Below are 19,621 nucleotides of genomic sequence, written 5' to 3'. Positions count from 1 at the left end.
GGCCCCGGCTCGCCGGGGAACGGAGAGGTGAAAAATGAAATTGAAAGACGTCTATCCGCTCTATCTCAACAACAAGGCGGTGCAGCCGAACACCGATCTTGAGGTGATCGACAAATTCACCGGCGAGGTTGCGTTTCGGACCGCGCTCGCGACGCCCGATGTGATCGACGAAGCGATCGCGGGCGCCGTGCGCGCCGCCGAGCCGATGGCGCGGCTCGCGAGTTTCGAGAAGCGTGATGTGCTAACCCACTGCGTCGGACGGTTTCAGGAGCGGTTCGACGAGCTCGCTTATGCCCTGTGCGTCGAGGCGGGCAAGCCGATCGCCGACAGCGAGGGCGAGGTCACGCGCCTGATCGACACCTTCCGCATCGCCGCCGAGGAAGCGACGCGCAACTATGGCGAGGTCCAGCCGCTCGACATTTCGGCGCGCGCCAAGGGCTATATGGGAATGTGGAAGCGCGTGCCGATCGGCCCGTGCAGCTTCATCTCCCCCTTCAACTTCCCGCTGAACCTGGCCGCACACAAGATCGCACCCGCGATCGCGATGGGCTGCCCGTTCGTGATGAAGCCCGCGTCGCTGACGCCTTTGGGCGCGATCATCATGGGCGAGGTGCTCGCCGAGTGCGACATATTGCCTGAGGGCGCGTTCAGCATATTGCCGGCGACCCGCGCGGGCGCCGACCTGTTCACCACCGACGAGCGCCTGAAACTCCTTAGCTTCACCGGATCCCCGGGTGTCGGATGGGATCTGAAGGCCAAGGCGGGCAAAAAGAAGGTCGTGCTCGAACTTGGCGGCAACGCTGCTGTGGTCGTCGACAAGGACGCCGACCTCGACCATGCGCTCGCGCGCATCATCTTCGGCGGCTATTATCAGTCGGGGCAGAGTTGCATCCATGTGCAGCGCGTGATCATCCATGAGGAGATCTACGACACGTTCCGCGACATGCTCACTGCGAAGGTCAAGACGCTGAAATCAGGCGATCCCAAGCTGCGCGACACGTTCATCGGCCCGATGATTTCGGTTAAGGAAGCACAGCGGCTGAAAGGCTGGATCGACGACGCGGTCGCGGCCGGCGCGACCTTGCTCGCGGGCGGTGGCTGCGACGGCAATATGCTTGAAGCGGCACTGCTCGAAAATGTCCCGGCCGACACCGATGTCGTGCGCGAGGAAGCCTTTGGCCCGGTCGTCATCCTGTCGAAATTCAGCCACTGGGAGGCCGCGCTGGTCGAGGTCAACGACAGCAAATTCGGCCTGCAGGCCGGGCTGTTCACGCGTGACATCCACAAGGTGCTCGAAGCATGGGATCATCTCGACGTCGGCGGCATCGTCGTCAACGATGTCTCCTCCTACCGCGTCGACAACATGCCTTATGGCGGCGTGAAGGACAGCGGACTTGGCCGCGAGGGCGTGCGTTTCGCGATGGAAGATATGAGCGAGATCCGGAATTTGGTGATCCGACGAACCTGATTGGATCATGGTTAACCGAATATGTGTCAAATAGGCAACGTCACCGAAGCGCCTTCAAACTTTCTTCAAATTGTCGCTAGTTTGAGTCGAACGTTGTAACAAAACTCCTGTCTAGGCCGTGGGCAGCCCGAGGCTGCCTACGGAGTGTGACATGGCCACGATTTCGACCCTGCCCATCCCCGCGCGTTTTCCCGACCCGTTCACCAGCGACCCGCATATTCCCGAACGCGTGATCGGCGAACGCCGTAGCTATCGCGCGGTATGGGTCAGCGATATCCATCTCGGCACGCGGGGCTGCAACGCGCCGCTGCTGATCGACTTCTTTGACCATGTCGATTGCGAGACGCTGTACCTGGTCGGCGACATCATCGATGGCTGGCGGCTCAAGAAGCGTCACTTTTGGCCGCCCGAGCATAATGACGTCGTATGGCGGGTGCTGAAGCGCGCAAAGCGCGGCACGCGCGTCGTCTATGTCCCCGGCAACCATGACGAGATGGTCAAGCCGTTCGACGGCTTCGATTTCGGCGGCGTCGAGATCCGCCGCGAAGCGATCCACGAAACTGCGACCGGCAAGAAGCTGCTCGTCGTCCATGGCGACGAATTCGACGCGGTGATGCTGGCGCACCGCTGGCTCGCCTTTGTCGGCGACGCCGCATACACCGCGCTGATGAAGTGCAATGTGGTCGTGAACCGCATCCGCAGCGCTTTCGGCCTGCCCTATTGGTCGCTGTCGATGGTCGCCAAGCACAAGGTCAAGAACGCCGTCCAGTTCATCGGCCGCTACGAAGAAGTTGTCGCGCACGCGGCGCGCTCGCGCGGGGTCGATGGGGTGGTCTGCGGCCACATCCACAGCGCCGAGATGCGCGAGATCGAGGGCACCGAATATTATAACGACGGCGACTGGGTCGAAGGCTGCACCGCGCTGGTCGAGCATCATGACGGCACGATGGAGATATTGCACTGGGCCGAAGAGGTCGCGAGCCGGACAGCGCCGACGCCGCTCGAACTGCCCGCCCCGGCGCGCGCTGCATGAGAATCCTCATCGTCACCGACGCGTGGGAGCCGCAGGTCAACGGCGTCGTCCGCACGCTGCAGGCGACGATCGGCGAACTGCGTACCGCAGGACATGAGGTCGGGGTCATCTCGCCCGACCTGTTCCGCTCATTCCCCTGCCCTTCCTATCCCGAAATCCGGCTTGCCCTGGCGGGGCGGCGCAAGGTCGGGCGACGCATCCGCGCCTTTGCACCGCAAGCGATCCATATCTCGACCGAAGGCCCGCTCGGCATGGCGGCGCGGCGCTGGTGCCTCGACAATGGTTTTCCCTTCACCACCGCCTATCACACGCGCTTCCCCGAATATGTAGCGGCGCGGCTGCCGGTATCGCCCGCTTTCGTGTGGCGTTTCATCCGCTGGTTCCACCGTCCCGCGCGGCACATCATGGTCGCAACGCGCAGCCTAGCGCGCGAGCTCGCCGAACAGGGTCTCGTTCAGACGATGATGTGGGAACGCGGGGTCGACCACGCGCTGTTCCGTCCGGATCGCGCTCCGCATCCGGCTTATGCGGGGCTGGCGCGGCCAATCCAGCTTTATGTCGGCCGCGTTGCGGTCGAGAAGAATATCGGGGCGTTCCTCGATTGCGATCGTCCGGGCACCAAGGTCATCGTCGGCGAAGGACCCGCGCTCGCCGAATTGAAGGCGCGGCATCCGGATGCATTGTTCCTCGGCAAACTAAGCGGCGACGCGCTGGCTGCGGCCTATTCGGGCGCCGACGTTTTCGTCTTTCCGAGTCGCACCGACACATTCGGCCTCGTGATTATCGAGGCGATGAGCTGCGGAACCCCGGTGGCAGCCTATCCGGTACCGGGCCCCGCCGATATCGTGCGCGAAGGCGCCGGGGCGCTCGACGAGAATCTCGGCCACGCGATCGATGCCGCACTAGCCTGTGACCGTGCCGACGCCGAAGCGCTGGGCAGACGGTATAGCTGGGCAAGCTGTACCGCACAGTTCGCCAAGGCGCTGACGTTCGTGCCCTCCGAACCGCCGCGCGACGCCATCGCCGGCGCACGGCTCGCCACCTAGAAGGTCTTGCGCCACTCCAGCTCGATATAGCGGCCCAAGGGGTCGATATAGCCCGGCTGGTAGTTCAGCGGCACGCGGCCATTCTGATCGGTGATCTTGCGCTGCGCGTCGAAGATATTGTCGACCGCAAGGCGCAGGCGCGACCCTTTCAGGAACGGCAGCTTCTCGGTCAACTTCGGCTTCTGACCCAGATCGACGAAGAAGCGCAGGTTGAAGGTTGCGAGATCGCCGAACTTCAAATCACCCGCGCTGCCGCCGGTCACCGTGCTGCCGCTGTCATATTTGGCGCTAAGCCGTACGCCCATACCCTTGTTGAACAGCCCGCCGTCGAGTTCGAACAGGTGGCGGTTGCTGCCGCCGCCGCTGCCCGTCGCGGACCCGTTCAGAAGGTCGAGTTCGGGTACACCAGGACGGATCAGCACCGTGTCGGTCAGCTTGATCGTATGATAGAGCGACACCTGCCAACGCCCGCCTTGAGGGCCGCCAAACATTCCGCCGGGGCCGCCCGGACCACGCCCACCCATGCGCGGTCCCCCACCGCCGCCGCGCTGGCGACCCGCTCCGGGGCCACCGCCACCTTCGCGCGCACCCGCACCGTCGGGACGTCCGCCACCGGGACCACCTGCGCCCGGGCCGCGCTGCTGGCCGAAGCTTTTGCCGAAGTTCAGGCCCCAACGAATCTGCGAATTTTCCGACTGGTCGAAATTGACCGGACGCTGGTCGATCGCGAGCAGAACGCCATTGGCATCGCGCGTGACGCGATCAGGGAAGGCCGCTTCGATCTCGGGCGTGAGCAAGGGCAGGCTGTTCGCCGTGTCATAGCTTTTGTTGCGGTTGTAATTGATCGAAAAATTCAGCCCCTCAACCATCGGCGGCGACCAGTTGAGCCCCAGTTTGAGGTCGCGGCGCTGTTCGGCAAGCAGGAAGGGATTGCCGCCGGTGGTCGTCGTAATCTGCACCGTCTGCCCAGTCGAAAAATCATAATAGGTGACTGCGGGCGTCACCAGCGGCGCAGCGCCGAGTTGCTGGATGCCCGGCGCCGCCTCGTCCTGGTTGAAGCTGGCGATCAGCGAGAGATTGTCGGTCACGCCCCAGTTGAGGTTCGCGCCCCAGCTTTTGAGCGCCTCAAAATCACTTGGATTCTGTACCTGACCGCTGAGCGTCAGCGAGACGCGACCGATGTTGCCCACCTCATATTCGGGATCGAGGAGCGGCACGGTCAACGAGCCGAACACACCCGGCAAATCGCGCGAGAGGTCGGTCGTCGTTATTCCGTTCGCATTGTCGGAGCGGCTGTCGAAACGCAGCCCCGAATAGCTGCCCGTCATCGACAGGCGGATCGGCCCCGCCCATCCGTCGGTCACCGTGCCCGACAGATTGGCGTTGCCGCCGAAGGTCTGCTGGCTGCTTTCGAAACGGTCGCGGGTTCCGGTGATGCGATCGGTAAAGGTCAACTGATCGGCATCGGCATAGTTGCCCGAGACCGACCAGCGCCAGTCGCCAAGCATGCCGTTAACGCTGGCGGTCGAGGTCAGATTGCGCGCGCGGCTGTGGCGTTCGAGCGGGTCATCGACGCCGCCGACGCCCGGACCGAGCAGCGACAGGGTATCGGTCTGGTCCCAACGCACGTTGATCGATGCATCGGTCGTCTTGTTCAGGCTGCGCTGGACCGTTGCGTCGATCGAATATTCGTCCGACGCGCCGAGAAGGCTGCGCGCCGGGGCTTCGGCAGCCTGCGCCGGATCGTCGTAATCGAGGTTCCGCTCGCTTTCGAGCAGCATCGATTTGTGATCCCAGCCCGCGTTGACATTGAGGCGGCCGTTTTCACCGATCGCAAGAAAGCTCGGCTGGATCTCGCTCTGGAAACGTCCGGCCTGCGTCGGGATGCCGCCCTCGCCTTCGATCGCGACCTGGCGGAAATTGGGCTTGAGCACCATGTTTACGACGCGCTCGTCGGCCGAATAGCCATATTGCAGCGCGACTTCCTCCGGGAAAACCTCGACCTTGGCGATCGCTTCCGGGGGCAGGTTGCGCACCTCGCCGAAGCCGCCGATGCGGCGGCCGTTGACGAGGATGATCGGCCGTCCGCCGCCGCGCCCGCGGCCCGAACGCGTCTGCGGCGCAAGCGCATCGAGCAGTTCGGACACGTTCGACACGCCATAGCTCGCGATCGCCGCCTCATCGAGTTCGGCCTCGGCCTTGATGTCGGTATCGAGCTGGCCGGCGAGACGCGGCGCGGTGACGACGATCTCGTCCTCGCTGTAATCGTCATAGGCATCTTCGACCGTTTCGGGCGCCGCGGGCGCGGCTTCCGCCGGCTGTTCGGCGACCGCCGCCGCGATCGGCGGACCGATCGGCGCCTCGGCCATCGCGGGCAGCGCGAACGAGGCACCTGCGGCGAGCAAGGCAGCGCGTGCGGAAATGGTCAGGCGAATGTTATTCATGGGAGAGCCTTTTTGTTTCTTTTCTGTCTTCGTTTTTTTCTTCGCATGAGAGCGCTGAACCCTCGATGACGCCGCGCTTTGTTCGCGGTTCATCTATGTCGCGCAATTGTCGCAACAATGTGTCGAGGCCATCGTCGTTCGATGGGCGCCTCATATCGACCGCTGGACAGCATGCGCCTTCACCCTTATCGGCCACCCATGACGACTCCAGACTCTTCCGCCGCGCCTGAATCGATCCTGATCATCGACTTCGGGTCACAGGTCACCCAGCTCATCGCCCGCCGCGTCCGCGAAGCCGGCGTGTATAGCGAGATCGTCCCGTTCAACGCCGCCGAGGCGGCACTCGAACGGATGCAGCCGAAGGGCGTGATCCTCTCGGGCTCGCCCGCGTCGGTCCCCGCGAGCGGCAGCCCGCGCGCGCCGCAATCGATCTTCGACAGCGGCCTGCCGATCCTCGGCATCTGTTACGGCCAGCAGGTGATGAGCCAGCAGCTCGGCGGGCAGGTCGAGCCCGGCGGCGCCGACGGTGAGCGCGACGGCGAATTCGGGCGCGCCTTCCTGACCGTCACCGAACCCTGCGTGTTGTTCGATGGGCTGTGGGAAGTCGGCGAACGCCATCAGGTGTGGATGAGCCACGGCGACAAGGTCACGCAATTTGCCCCCGGCTTCCGCATCGTCGCAGTCAGCGACGGCGCGCCCTTCGCGCTGATCGCCGACGACGAGCGCCGCTATTATGGCACGCAATTCCATCCCGAGGTCGTCCACACGCCCGATGGCGCGAAGCTGATTGCCAATTTCGTCCGCCACGTCTGCGGGTGCAGCGGCGAATGGACGATGGCCGAATTCCGCGCCACCAAGATCGCCGAAATCCGCGCGCAGGTCGGCGACCAGCGCGTGCTCTGCGGCCTGTCGGGCGGCGTCGACAGCGCGGTCGCGGCGGTGCTGATCCACGAGGCGGTCGGCGAGCAGCTCACCTGTGTCTTCGTCGACCACGGCCTTTTGCGCATGAACGAACGCGAACAGGTCGAGCGCCTGTTCCGCGATCATTACAACATCCCGCTCGTCGTCGTCGACGCCGAGGAACGGTTTATGGCGGGCCTTGCCGGCGTCACCGACCCCGAAAAGAAGCGCAAGTTCATCGGCGCCGAATTCATCAACGTGTTCGAGGAGGAAGCGAAGAAGATCGGCGGCGCCGACTTCCTCGCGCAGGGCACACTTTATCCCGACGTTATTGAATCGGTCAGCTTCACCGGTGGGCCGAGCGTCACGATCAAGAGCCACCACAATGTCGGCGGCCTGCCCGAGCGCATGAACATGAAGCTCGTCGAACCGCTGCGCGAGTTGTTCAAGGACGAAGTGCGCCTGCTCGGCAAGGAACTCGGCCTTCCCGACATCTTCGTCGGCCGCCACCCCTTCCCCGGCCCCGGCCTCGCGATCCGTATCCCGGGCGAGGTCAGCAAGGAGCGTTGCGACATTCTTCGCAAGGCCGACGCCGTTTATCTGGAGGAGATCCGGAATGCCGGCCTTTACGACGCGATCTGGCAGGCGTTCGCGGTACTGCTGCCAGTAAAGACGGTGGGCGTGATGGGCGACGGACGGACCTACGACCATGTCTGCGCTCTCCGCGCGGTCACCTCGACCGACGGCATGACCGCCGACATTTATCCGTTCGACGCAAGCTTCCTGAGCCGCTGCGCAACACGCATCATCAACGAGGTCCAGGGCATCAACCGCGTGGTGTACGACTACACGTCGAAGCCGCCGGGCACGATTGAGTGGGAATGAGGAAAGTAGAAGGTTTTCAGTAAATTCGCTTGGCACTCGCTAGCGCTGGCCAATCGCTTCAGCGTTGCGGCCTGTTAGGATAGGCAATTATGAGGACGAGCGGTACATCGCCCGTCTGGCGAATTCCGACGCTGGCGCCGCTATACAGCCAAGCCGCCATGCCCGAACGCAGTTCCCTCTCCTCTCCGTCCGAATGGACGGTGCCGGTGCCCGACAGCACATAATAGATTTCATCATGGTCGATCGGATGGATCCCGATCGCTGCACCCACGTGAAGCTGACGCTTTCTGAATTCGAAGCTGCGTGGCGACGGAACCGCATCGCTGATCCGCCATGCCGTCGATTGCCCGATCTTGCCGTGCGGGGCCGGCCCTTCCTGCACCGTATCCGCCTCATCGACGACGACCATCGGCGCCGTTTGATTGCCTGCGAGAAGCAGTGCGAAAATAATGCTCATGACGCCCTCTTCCGTATAAACGAGATGATATCCGGTTCGACTTACGCGTTTGCGAGTGTGGCAGCAGGGGCGCGCAATTCGCCATCAATGCGCCGCGAAAGGTGCCACGGATTGCTGTCCTGAAGTGCCGGCGGCAGCATGTCCTCCGGTAGGTTCTGGAAGCACATAGGGCGCAGGAAACGCGCAATCGCCAGTGACCCCACCGATGTCGACCGGCTGTCGGATGTTGCGGGGAACGGCCCGCCATGCACCATGGCATGGGTCACTTCGACGCCGGTCGGCCAGCTGTTGACCAGCAGACGCCCCGCCTTGTCGGAGAGCAGCGGCACGAGCGGCCGCGCCATTTCCATGTCACGCTGGTCCATATGGATCGTCGCGGTAAGCTGGCCTTCCATGCCCGCGACAACCGCTGCAACCTCGGCGATGTCGCGGCAGCGCACCACGATCGCGGCGCTTCCGAACACCTCGTCGCCGATCGACGCATCGCGGGCATAAGCCTCTGCAGTCGTTTCGAACAGCGCCGGTACGCAGCGGTTATGCCCGGCACCGCGCTCTGCGGAGGCGCGCTCAACCGCTGCGTTGCGATCGAGCGCGGCCACGCCGTCGGCATAAGCCGAAGCGATTCCGGCACTAAGCATCGTGGCGGGCTCCACATCGGCCAGGGCCGCGGCGGCCGCGCCGACGAATGCATCAAGGGCCGGACCGTCGACCGCGACGATCGTCCCGGGATTGGTACAAAATTGGCCGGCGCCGAGTGTAAGGGAGGAAGAAAAGGCGCCGGCCAGTTCAATGCCGCGATCAGCAAGTGCCCCCGGGAGGATGATTACCGGGTTTACGCTGCTCATCTCGGCATAGACGGGAATGGGTTCTTTGCGCTTGCGCGCGATTTCGACGAGGTGCAGTCCGCCCCCGCGCGATCCGGTGAAGCCGACCGCCTTGATCCGCGGATCGGCGACCAGCGCCGACCCCAGCGCGTGCGACTTGCCCGGCAGATAGGAGAACACGCCCTCGGGAAGACCGCAGTCGGCAACCGCCTTTTGCACCGCACGCGCGACCAGTTCGCCCGTGCCGGGATGCGCGCTGTGCCCCTTGACCACGACCGGACAGCCGGCGGCAAAGGCCGAAGCCGTGTCACCGCCAGCGACCGAGAAGGCGAGCGGGAAGTTCGACGCGCCAAAGACCGCGACCGGCCCCAACGACAAGTTCATTCGCCGCAGCGCCGGACGCGGCGGGACGCGGTCGGGCAACGCACTGTCGAGCGTCGCGTCGAGCCAATCGCCCTGCCGCACAACCGCAGCGAACAATTGCAATTGGCCGGTCGTCCGGCCGCGCTCCCCCTCCAGGCGGGCACGCGGCAGGCCGGTTTCGGCCATCGCGGTCTCGATCAGCACATCGCCGATATCGGTTATCGCAGCGGCCACGGCATCGAGAAAATCGGCACGGACGGCGGGGGTAAGCGACCCAAAGGGCCCTGCGGCGTCCGCGGCGAGCGCGCAGGCGTCGGCAACGTCCGCCGCGCTTGCGATGCCAAAGGCGGGACCGACGACGGCACCGGTCGCGGGATCATAGGCGTGGAAGCTTTCTTTGCTCCGCCGCGTCGCGCGTCCGATCAATATGCTGCCGTCGATCACCCTCATTCCCTTCCGTTACAGGCTGAAACGCAGGCCGAAGTTGAACTGCCGGCCGCTGTGGGTGAGCACGCTCAGGCGGTTCGTCTCGTCCACATATTGATCATTCTTCTCGTCGGTCAGATTGATCATTTCGAGGCTCAGCTTGAGCCGGTCGTTGATCGCGTAGGAAAGCTGCGCGTCGAAATTCAACGTGCTGTTCGTGCCGTTCCACGCATTGCCTTCGGTGCCCGGAACCGCGGTGAGATATTTCGACCGATAGGAGGCCGACCCACGGACCGAGAATTTCGAATCTTCATAATATAGCGTCGCGTTCGCGGCGTGCTTCGACAGGCCCACCAGGGGCGCACGCACCGATGTGCTGCCATTCGCCGAAGTCAGATATTCGATATTCGAGCTGACATAGGTGTAGTTTGCCAGCACGCCGAAGTTCGACAGGAAACCATCGAAGAAATTGAAGGGCTGCTGCACATTGACTTCGAAACCCTTCAGCTTGCCGCCGCTGGAATTGACCGGCTGGCTGACGATGAAGATGTCGGTCGGCGACGCCGTGGTGCCGGTCAGCAGCGATGCCGGAAGGCCGAGGTCGGCGAAGGGCACCGAGGTGCTGAGCGACTGAACGAAAGTCCCGATATTCTTGTAGAAGCCCGAGACGGCATAGATGGCGCCAGGCGTCGGATACCATTCGACGCTAAGGTCGAGATTGTCGGACTCGGTCGGCTTGAGGTCGGGGTTGCCCGAGCTGAAGGTGCGGTTGCCACCGGACACGTTGAGATTGCCGCCCGGCGTAATCGAGGCGATTCCTGCGCGCGACATCGTCTTCGCCGCCGCGACCCGCACGAGCAGATTATCGGTCACGTCGAAGACGAGGTTGGCCGACGGCAGCCAGCGACCGTAGGATCGGTTCGCTTCGACCAGGTTGATTGCCGCTCCCTGGCTCGCATAGCCGGTCGAGTTTTGCTTGGTGTCGACATAGCGTACGCCAATGTCGCCGCGCAGCGGGAGCCCCGCGCTCTCCAGGTTGAATTCAGCCATGCCCCACGCGCCGAGGTCTTTCTCCTCCACCGTGATGAACGAACCGCGCGCCGTGGCATTTTCGATGCCGCCAGTCGCGTAGGTCGGGTTCGTCGGCGTATTGAGGGCCGCGAGGAACGCGTCGAGGTTGGGGACGACCCAACTGGTGATCGTGCCATCGGGCAGATTGAGCCCGCGGCCGAACCCTGAATAGACGCTCGTCAGCGGCGCGAGCTGTGCAGGGGTAAGCGTCGTAACGACCGTCTCGCCCTGTAAGCGTCGGCGTTCGGTCGAGTCATAGGTGAAGCGGCGCCAGTCGACACCGGCCTTCAGCGTGATGACATCGCTCGCCTCCCACGCCAGCGCACCCTTTGCCGTGGTGAAGCTGTTGTCGACCGTCTGCGGACGGATGCGGACTTCGGACGTGCCGTTGGTGAAGGCGAAGGTCGCGGGGTTGGCGACGTCGACGCCCGGCCTGATCGTCGGGAAACGCGACGAGAAATCATAGAAGAAACCATTGGTGTTCGCCGCGTCGATCGTGACCGTCGTCTGCACCGGGTTGCGGAACGCCGATTTCGAATGACCGACAAGGCCGGTGAACTTCAGCTTGTCGCCGAATTCCTGCTCGAGGTTGGCGGTGAGCTGGTGGAAGTCGGTCTTGAGGACATCGTAGCGCGATTGGGTGCGCAGATCGACATTGTCGAATGTGCCACTGATGATGTTGTTGTTCGCGTCGACGACGCCCGAGCGGATGATCGTCTGCGGCTTTCCGGTGCCCGACCGGCTGAAGCTAATCGCCTGAAACTGGCTTTCAGCGCGGGTGCCGTCGAGACGCGAATAAAGGCCGTCGATCGAGATCAGCGTGCTGTCCGACGGACGGAACTGCACCGATACCGCCGCGCCAAGCCGCTTTTGGTTGATGTCATAGCTGACGAGACCCGGGATGCGCGGATGGAACAGCGCCGTGTCGAGGTTGGTGCCGTTGTTGATCTGCGCCGGCGTGTACCCCTGCAGCGTCGACTGTGGGCTGAAACCGCCGTTGAAACCGCCATAGGTCCAACGCGTGATATTCGCGCCCTCTTCGCGGATCCGGCGCTCTTCATAAGCGAGCGAGACAAGCACGCCGAAGGTTTCGTCGGGGTTCGAGACGGTAACGAGCCCCGAGAAGCGGGGGGTCAGCTTGCGGGCGAGATCATTATAGCTTCCCTGGACCGAAAGCACCGCGGTGGATTTCTTGAAGTCGAACGGGCGCGCGACCTGCAGATCGACGGTGGCGCCGAGCGAGCCCTCTTCGACCTCCGCGCTCGCCGTCTTGCGGACCGCAAGGCTGTTGAACAGGTCCGACGAGAAGATGTTGAAGTCGAAACCGCGGCCGCGATTGACCCCGCCCGAATTGTCGGTGCCTCCACTCGTGCCGATCGCTTCCATGCCGTTGATGCGCACGCGCGTATATTCGGGGCCAAGGCCGCGGACCGAGATGTTGCGGCCTTCGCCGTTCACGCGGCTGATCGCGACGCCCGGAATGCGCTGAAGCGACTCGGCTAGGTTGAGATCGGGAAATTCGGCGATATCCTCGGCCTTGATCGCGTCGATCGAGGCCGTTTCGTTGCGCTTCATATTGAGCGCGCTGGTGAGGCTCTGGCGAAAGCCCGTGACGATGATTTCCTCGCCGGCGCCTTCGGGGGCAGCTTCCGCAGTACCGGCCGATTCGGCCTGCTCGGCAGCGGCCGCATCCTGTGCCTGTGCCACGCCCGGATGGACGAGCGCCAAGGATGCCGCCCCTGCGAAAAGGCCGATCTTGATGTTGCTCATTGCGGAAGTTGCCATCGGTAATCCCCTCTCCTGCTTGCCGTCGTGCGGCAAGTCGTACGGTTTGAATGTCCAACGGCTAACGCCAGTAGCCCCCATAAAGCCAACCTCAATCAAGCATTGATCATTGCCGATCGCGCACCGATTGGCTGCAAAGCGCACTTTGCGGCAATGATCGAGCCATGACTTGGCTGGATCGTTCCAACTTTCAGCTTGGACCGGCGAAGCTGCAGTCGCTAGCGTCACTCCACCGTAAAAGCCGCGAGTGCTTCCGGTCATCAGGGAGAGGATCATGATCCAGGACGCCGAAAAGCCGACGAGAACGCGCTATTGGATCATTGCGCTGATCTTTGTCATCACGACGATCAACTATGCCGATCGCGCAACATTTTCGATCGCGGGCGAAGAGGCTTCGCGCGAACTCGCGCTGAGCCCGATCCAGACCGGCTATATTCTCTCGGCATTCGCATGGGCTTATGCGCTGGCGCAAATTCCGGGCGGCGCACTGCTCGACAAGTTCGGTACGAAGCGCGTTTACGCCTCGGCCATCCTCATCTGGTCGCTATTCACCGCGGCACAGGGGTTCGTCGGCTTTATCCCCGGCCTCGCCGCCGTCACCACGCTCTTCCTGCTGCGCTTCCTCGTCGGCCTTGCCGAAGCACCGTCCTTCCCCGGCAATGCGCGGCTGGTCGCCGCATGGTTCCCCGGCGCCGAACGCGGCACCGCTTCGGCGATCTTCAACAGCGCCCAATATTTCTCGCTCGTCGCCTTTGCGCCGCTGATGGGGTGGCTCGTCCACGAACATGGATGGCGCTCGGTATTCTGGACGATGGGTGCGCTCGGCATTCTGGCGGCGCTGCTTTTCGTCAGCCAGATTCATGGCCCCGAACAGCATCCGCGCGTCAACAAGGCCGAACTCGATCATATCCGCGAGGGCGGCGGACAGGTTTCGATGGAAGATCGCAGCAAGACGGCACCGGCCTTCTCATGGCCCAATTTCCGGCTGCTGCTATCGAACCGGATGATGCTGGGAATCTATCTCGGCCAATATTGCATCAATGTGCTGACCTATTTCTTCGTCACCTGGTTCCCGATCTATCTGGTCAAGGAGCGCGGCCTCAACATTATGGAGGCAGGGTTCGCCGCGGCGTTGCCGGCGGCATGCGGCTTCATCGGCGGGCTCGCAGGCGGGGTAATTTCAGACCGCATCCTCAAGACCAGCGGGAACCTCGACAAGGCGCGCAAGACGCCGCTCGTCATCGGGATGCTGCTCGCCACCGCAATTCTCGCCTGCGTCTGGGCCGAGCAGGAATGGCTGGTCATCACGTTGATGGCGATAGCGTTCTTCGGCAAAGGTGTGGCCTCGCTCGGCTGGGCGGTGATGGCCGATGTCGCGCCCAAACAGCTCGCCGGTCTGTCGGGAGGCGTGTTCAACATGTTCGGTAACATTGCCGGGATCGTGACGCCAATCGTGGTCGGCTATATCGTCGCGGCGACCGGCTCATTCGACCTCGCGCTCGCCTTCGTCGCGATCCACTGCCTGCTGACGATCGTCGCCTATGTCTGGATCGTCGGTCCGATCCGCCGCCTGGAACTGACCGTATGACATTTTCGCGCCGGACGTTCCTTGTAGCGAGCGGCACTCTTCTCGCGGCGCCGAAAGCGCTCGCCAATGGGCCGGCCCGTGCGGTGCGGATTGCGACGCCGATGGCGGCGCCCGGCTGGGCGAGGTTGCAGCGCCGCCTGCTCAAGGCGAATGCCGAGGCATGCGAGGCGTTCTACGCGAAATATGTCGATGCGAACGACGCGCTGAAAATCTTTGCACGCTGGGGCGCCAACGACGGCCCCGACGATGCGGCCGAGGCGACGAACGACTGGATAACGCTCCACGCGCTCGGCGGCTCCGACAAGCTGCTTAGCCTCTCGCAGCGTTTCTGGGACGGGCATATCCGCCAATATACCGCCGCAAAGACCGTCGACGTCGCAATCGCACGCCAGGGCATGTATTATCGCGAATTCCCCGTCCGGATGGACTGGCAGCATAATGCCGAGGGGCTGACGACCTTCAACGTCATGGGCATGAGCGCGCCGCGCGACCGCAAGCTGTTCGACCGCACGCGCCGTTTCGCCGATCTGTACACGGGACGCGACCGCAGCGTCGCCAATTACGACCCGCGCCACCGCGTCATGCGCAGCCTGATGAATGGCAGCCGCGGCCCGGCGCCCGGCGCGGTCACAGCGCTCGACTGGGCGGGCGATCCCTTCGACGCCGAGCGTTTCCACCTGGAACATGGCGAGGATGATTACGCGCAATTCCTGGCGCATTATGCCGAATATGGCGATGTCGCCGGCGACAATCCGCTGAACCTGCAAGCCACGACACTTGGCCTCAATGCCTATGCGCTCGGTGCCGGTGACCGGTTTCGGCGCTGGGCGCTCGACTATCTGACGGCCTGGGCCGAGCGCGCCCGCGCCAATAACGGCATATTGCCGAGCCGCGTTGCCGCCGATGGAAGCGTCGGTGCCGACTGGTGGCAGGGTGTTTATGGTTGGGGTTTCTCGCCCGTCGTTCCGCAAACCGGCGAGCGCGAAAATCGCAACCGTGTGCCGCGGTCGATCACGACATTCTTCAACGCCCTGCTGCTCTCCGGCGATCGCGACTACCTCCGCCTGTGGCGCGAGATGAACGTGCGGATCAACGAACAGAGCAAATTGGTCGATGGCGTGATGTCTGCGCCGACGATGCATAATGCCGACGGCTGGTACGGGTGGAAGCCCGGCCCCTATCGCACCAACGGCTTCGAAATCTGGTACGCGACGCAGGAAGCCGCCGACCGCGAGGCAGCGGGCAGCCATCCGTGGATCGACTTCCTCGAAGGCCGGAACGCGGCCTATCCCGAACAGGCGCTGCAAGCAGATCTCGATCATGTCGCAAAGCGCGTCGCGATCGCCGAAGCCGACAAGACCGCGCCCGACGAGCGGCTCGCGGACTGGACGCTCGGGATTAACCCGGCGGCCGCGAAAGCGCTGATCCAGACGATGACGGGCGGCCTCCATATCGCCCGGCCGCCATGGTCGCCGACGACCGCACCGCAGGGGGGCGTGCCGCTCCATTGTCGCCTGCGCTATTTCGACGCCGACCGGCGGCGTGCCGGCGTTCCCGACGATGTGGCGGCGCTCGTCCACAGCCTCGGCGACACGCAGACAGAGGTGACGTTGATCAACATCGGCGCCGCGCCGCGGAACCTGATCATACAGGGCGGCACCTACGCCGAACATCGCATCGACACGGTGGAATGGGACGGCGGCAAGCGGCATGTCGGCGGTCGCGATTTTGCGTTACGGCTCGAACCGGGATGCGGAACGCAGCTCAAACTTGCGATGGCGCGTTACGCCAATCGGCCCACCCTGGCCTTTCCCTGGGATCGCTGAGGCTTCAGCCGCCCGGCTTGATATAGGGCGCGACCGACAGCAATTCGCGCTCGGCGCGGCGCGGGTCATTCTCGACCCGAACCTCGCGGTCGAAGATCATCGTCGCCCGCGCGTCCAGGTCATAATGCGGCCAGAGGGGCAGCGAGCCGCCATTGGGATCGCCGCTCCGCGCAAGCCGAACGAAGGCATCGGCCATCTGGCCAGCCAGCGTCCGCGCCTGCGGGCTGTTCCCGGTGCGCGCCTCGGCAAGCTGCACATTGTCGAACACCAGCCCGATGTCGAGCGTGTGGAATGCGCCAAGCACGCCGCCCGCCTCGGGCGACGGAAAATCGAGCTGATACATCCACGTCGGCGCGCCAATTCGCGCGCGTTCCTCGGCCTGGATCAGATGCCCCGGCCACGACCGCGCCGCCGTCGATGCCGCGAGCAATATCTGCCCCGGCGTCCGATCGGGATAGAGCGCACGATATCGTTCGGCGAGCCACACCGGGTCGACATCCTTGACGATCTCGCGCTCCAGCCGGGTCGGCAGATTGTCCCAGTCGGTGTCGCCGCGCTTGAGCGTTTCGGCGATCCACAACCCCGTCTCGTCATGGGTATTGCCCACGATAAGGGGGATCGAAGCCGCCTCACGCGGAGCGCCGGGGTAAAAGGGATGGCGCTTCAGGACATGATGGTCGAGCGTTGAGGTGAAGCTTATTTCGCCCTTCCCCTCAAGCGGATCGGCCATCCCCATCGCCTCGATCAGGCGTTCGACGGGCAAGGTACGCAAATCGTCGAACGACGCCGCACCGGCCTTTGCCATCCACGCCTTCGCACGCTCGGTCGCGTGATTGGGACCGGCCGCGGTCACATGCTGACCGCTCATGGTCGCGGCGCTGTGGAACAGTGGTCGCGCCTCTTCCATCGCCATCAGCGTCACGACTTTCGCGCCGCCGCCCGACTGGCCAAAGATCATCACGCGGCCCGGGTCGCCGCCGAAGCCGGCGATATTGTCGCGGATCCATTGCAGCGCGAAAATGATGTCGAGATTGCCGACATTGCCCGACTCCGCCGGCCCGCCGAGCCGGGCCAGATAGGCGTAGCCCAACGCCGCGAGCCGGTGGTTGAGCGTCACCACGACGACATCGCCGCGCCGGACGAGATTGCTGCCGTCATAGAGCGGATCCGACCCCGACCCATGTGCGTGCGCTCCGCCGTGCAGATAAACCATCACCGGCCGCCGTGCGCCGTCGAGCGCCGGAGTCCATATGTTGAGGAACAGGCAGTCCTCGCTGATGCGCTCGCTGGCCTTGGTCTGCGGCGCCGCCGCACCATAGACCGTCGCGTCGGCAATGCCCCGCCAAGGCGTCGGTGCGAGTGCGCGTTCGAAACGGCGCGGCGCGGTGTCGGCGCCGTAGCGGACACCGCGAAACGCCAGCACACCCGCCTCGCGAAGGCCCCGCACGCGGCCGTAGCGCGTCATCGCAACCGGGTCGCCGCCTCCCTTGGCCCACGCTGCCGGCGGCAGCAGCATCGCCGCCCCCGCACCCGCCATCAGTTGGCGGCGGGCGATCACGCGGCCATGACCTCCATGCACAGGCGTCGCATCGGTTCGGTCGCCGGATTGGCGTTGTCGCGGCGCCAAGCCATGTAAAGTTCGACCGGCTGCTCAGGCGTTGTGGTCAGCTCGCGGAACTGCACGTCGTCGGGATGCAGCCCCATCGAAGAGCGCGGGACCACCGCAGCGGCCAGCCCCGCGCGTACCAGCCCCAGCATCGAATGGATTTGCGTCACATGCTGGACATAGTGCGGCGACACGCCTGCCTCGTCGAAGATACGCGCCAGCAGGTCATGAAAATAGCCTGCGCCCTGCCGCGAATACATGATCAGCGGCTTGTCATCGAGGTCGGCAGGTTCGAGCACCGATTGCGCCTGCCGCGGATCGCCGAGCGGCAGCGCGACGACGAGCGGTTCGCTGAGCGCGAGGATCGAGTTGAACTCGCCGCGTTCAACGGGCGGGCGGACGAAACCGATGTCGATAAGGCCGGTCAGCAGCGCATCGGTCTGGTCGCTGGTCACCATCTCGCGCAGTTCGAGTTCGATATTGGGCAGAGTGGCGCGCGCCTGCGTCACGATACGCGGAACCAGCGTATAGCCCGACACGGCGGTGAAACCGATACCGACCTTGCCAGCATCGCCCTTCGCGACGCGGCGCGCCGACAGCGAGGCACTTTCTGCCAGGCGCACGATCCGCCGCGCCTCGATCAGAAACACGCGCCCCGCAGGCGTCAACGAGACATTGCGGCTGGTTCTCTCGAGCAATGTCACGTCGAGGATTCGCTCAAGCAGCTGGATCTGCCGGCTGAGTGGCGACTGGGTCATATTGAGCCGCTGTGCCGCGCGGCCGAAGTGGAGTTCCTCGGCAGCGGCGACGAAGCAGCGAAGTTGGCTGAGTTCGAACATGGCCCAGCCTAATCCGGTCAAGCCGCCGCTGAAAGAGCCTTTGGCGAAGCGCGCTCGATCAGCGCGCGCAGCTCCTGCTCTTCGGCGGCGCTGAGGTCGGTAAGTGGCGAGCGCACCGGCCCGGCATCGCGTCCGACGACGCGGCAGCCCGCTTTGACGATCGACACGGCATAGCCGCGGCCACGGTTACGAAGCGCGATATAGGGCAGCACGAACTGCCGAAGCTGATTCATGACCTCGGTCTGATCGCCCGCGCGCACCGACTTGTAAAAGTCGAGCGCCCATTCGGGCATGAAATTGAAGATCGCCGACGAATATGTGGTCACGCCCATGGTGAGGTAGGGCGTCGCAAAGGTCTCGGCGGTCGGAAGTCCGCCAATGTAGGTCAGGCGGTCTCCCATGCGGGCATAGACGCGTGTCATCAGTTCGATATCGCCGACGCCATCCTTGAAACCGACCAGGTTGGGGTTGCGATCGCAAAGGCCCGCCAGCGTCTCATCGTCGAGGATCGCATTGTCGCGGTTATAAACGATGACGCCCAGCCCGGTGGCCTTGCACACCGCCTCGATGTGGGCCGCGAGCCCTTCCTGCTTCGATCCGACCAGATAGGGTGGCAGCAGCAGCAGACCATCGGCCCCCGCCTTTTCAGCGCCGCGTGCGATCTCGACCGCGATAGCCGTACCATAGCCGCAGCCTGAAATGACGGGCACCTTGCCCTTCCCTTCGGCAACGGCGGCACGAACGACGTCCACGACCTCGGTCGGCGTCAGCGAGAAAAACTCGCCGGTACCGCCCGCCGCAAACAGGCCAGCAAGTTCATGATCCAGCATCCAGGCGCAATGTTCGCGATAGGGAGCTTCGTCAAATGCACCGTTTGCATCGAAATGCGTCACGGGAAAGGAAAGCAAACCCTCGCCCAACTTCCGCCCCATTGCCACCGGATCCATCAAGCCTCTCCTTTGCGATTACCGCCAACGGCCGCCAAACGCGACCAGGTTGATGCGATTTCTAGGTGAGGCGCCTGAAAGGGTCCAAACCAAAGGCGCGCTTGATTGATGCG

The 19,621-nt window shown here is 63.9% G+C and carries 13 protein-coding genes; 6 read left to right on the top strand and 7 right to left on the bottom strand.

From position 1 onward, the window contains the following. Positions 1-34: 34 nt before the first annotated feature. The 3 genes from KEC45_RS03895 (at position 35) to KEC45_RS03885 (ending at position 3,547) form a co-directional block, all read left to right on the top strand. Positions 35-1,468, top strand: coding sequence for an aldehyde dehydrogenase family protein (locus tag KEC45_RS03895; protein WP_062182858.1), 1,434 nt, complete (start codon positions 35-37; stop codon positions 1,466-1,468). Between the two features lie 151 nt (positions 1,469-1,619). Next, positions 1,620-2,501, top strand: coding sequence for a UDP-2,3-diacylglucosamine diphosphatase (locus KEC45_RS03890; RefSeq protein WP_062182861.1), 882 nt, complete (start codon positions 1,620-1,622; stop codon positions 2,499-2,501). Then, a complete protein-coding gene (locus KEC45_RS03885) occupies positions 2,498-3,547 on the top strand; it encodes a glycosyltransferase family 1 protein (protein ID WP_062182863.1) in 1,050 nt (349 codons plus the stop codon). Before KEC45_RS03890 ends, KEC45_RS03885 begins: the two co-directional genes overlap by 4 nt. Here KEC45_RS03885 and KEC45_RS03880 read toward each other — a convergent pair. Next, positions 3,544-5,991, bottom strand: a complete 2,448-nt coding sequence (locus tag KEC45_RS03880; protein WP_252171500.1) for a TonB-dependent siderophore receptor — start codon at positions 5,989-5,991, stop codon at positions 3,544-3,546. The genes KEC45_RS03885 and KEC45_RS03880 overlap by 4 nt on opposite strands. Positions 5,992-6,189: 198 nt before the next feature. Between KEC45_RS03880 and guaA the strand changes: the two genes are divergently transcribed. Beyond that, entirely contained in the window at positions 6,190-7,776 is a 1,587-nt protein-coding gene (guaA, locus tag KEC45_RS03875; RefSeq protein ID WP_062184229.1) for a glutamine-hydrolyzing GMP synthase, read from the top strand. A gap of 58 nt (positions 7,777-7,834) precedes the next feature. On the opposite strand, the gene KEC45_RS03870 is transcribed toward guaA, so the two are convergent. Genes KEC45_RS03870 through KEC45_RS03860 form a run of 3 tightly spaced genes read right to left on the bottom strand, consistent with a single transcriptional unit; the run spans position 7,835 to position 12,702 of the window. Then, entirely contained in the window at positions 7,835-8,233 is a 399-nt protein-coding gene (locus KEC45_RS03870; protein ID WP_062182868.1) for a cupin domain-containing protein, read from the bottom strand. Positions 8,234-8,274: 41 nt separating this feature from the next. Beyond that, positions 8,275-9,864 carry an aldehyde dehydrogenase (NADP(+)) gene (locus tag KEC45_RS03865; protein WP_252171499.1) on the bottom strand — a complete coding sequence of 530 codons (1,590 nt, stop codon included), beginning with the start codon at positions 9,862-9,864 and terminating at the stop codon, positions 8,275-8,277. A 15-nt stretch (positions 9,865-9,879) separates the two neighbouring features. Further along, positions 9,880-12,702, bottom strand: coding sequence for a TonB-dependent receptor (locus KEC45_RS03860; protein ID WP_062182874.1), 2,823 nt, complete (start codon positions 12,700-12,702; stop codon positions 9,880-9,882). Between the two features lie 274 nt (positions 12,703-12,976). Here KEC45_RS03860 and KEC45_RS03855 point away from each other — a divergent pair, with 274 nt between their 5' ends. Continuing rightward, positions 12,977-14,290 (top strand): MFS transporter, encoded by a 1,314-nt coding sequence (locus tag KEC45_RS03855; protein ID WP_062182876.1) that lies wholly within the window; start codon positions 12,977-12,979, stop codon positions 14,288-14,290. After that, complete coding sequence (locus KEC45_RS03850) at positions 14,287-16,116, top strand: hypothetical protein (RefSeq protein ID WP_062182879.1); 1,830 nt, start codon at positions 14,287-14,289, stop codon at positions 16,114-16,116. Before KEC45_RS03855 ends, KEC45_RS03850 begins: the two co-directional genes overlap by 4 nt. Before the next feature lie 4 nt (positions 16,117-16,120). Here KEC45_RS03850 and KEC45_RS03845 read toward each other — a convergent pair whose 3' ends face one another. Genes KEC45_RS03845 through kdgD form a run of 3 tightly spaced genes read right to left on the bottom strand, consistent with a single transcriptional unit; the run spans position 16,121 to position 19,508 of the window. After that, positions 16,121-17,674, bottom strand: a complete 1,554-nt coding sequence (locus tag KEC45_RS03845; protein ID WP_368389961.1) for a carboxylesterase/lipase family protein — start codon at positions 17,672-17,674, stop codon at positions 16,121-16,123. After that, positions 17,671-18,561, bottom strand: a complete 891-nt coding sequence (locus KEC45_RS03840) for a LysR substrate-binding domain-containing protein (protein WP_062182883.1) — start codon at positions 18,559-18,561, stop codon at positions 17,671-17,673. Before KEC45_RS03840 ends, KEC45_RS03845 begins: the two co-directional genes overlap by 4 nt. 17 nt (positions 18,562-18,578) lie before the next feature. Next, complete coding sequence (kdgD, locus tag KEC45_RS03835; protein WP_062182886.1) at positions 18,579-19,508, bottom strand: 5-dehydro-4-deoxyglucarate dehydratase; 930 nt, start codon at positions 19,506-19,508, stop codon at positions 18,579-18,581. Positions 19,509-19,621: the final 113 nt, after the last annotated feature.

It is taken from the genome of Sphingopyxis sp. USTB-05, from assembly GCF_023822045.1.
In the GTDB taxonomy this organism is placed as follows: domain Bacteria; phylum Pseudomonadota; class Alphaproteobacteria; order Sphingomonadales; family Sphingomonadaceae; genus Sphingopyxis.
The sequence above is the reverse complement of the archived record's forward strand: the minus strand, read 5'-3'. Positions and strand labels throughout refer to the sequence as shown.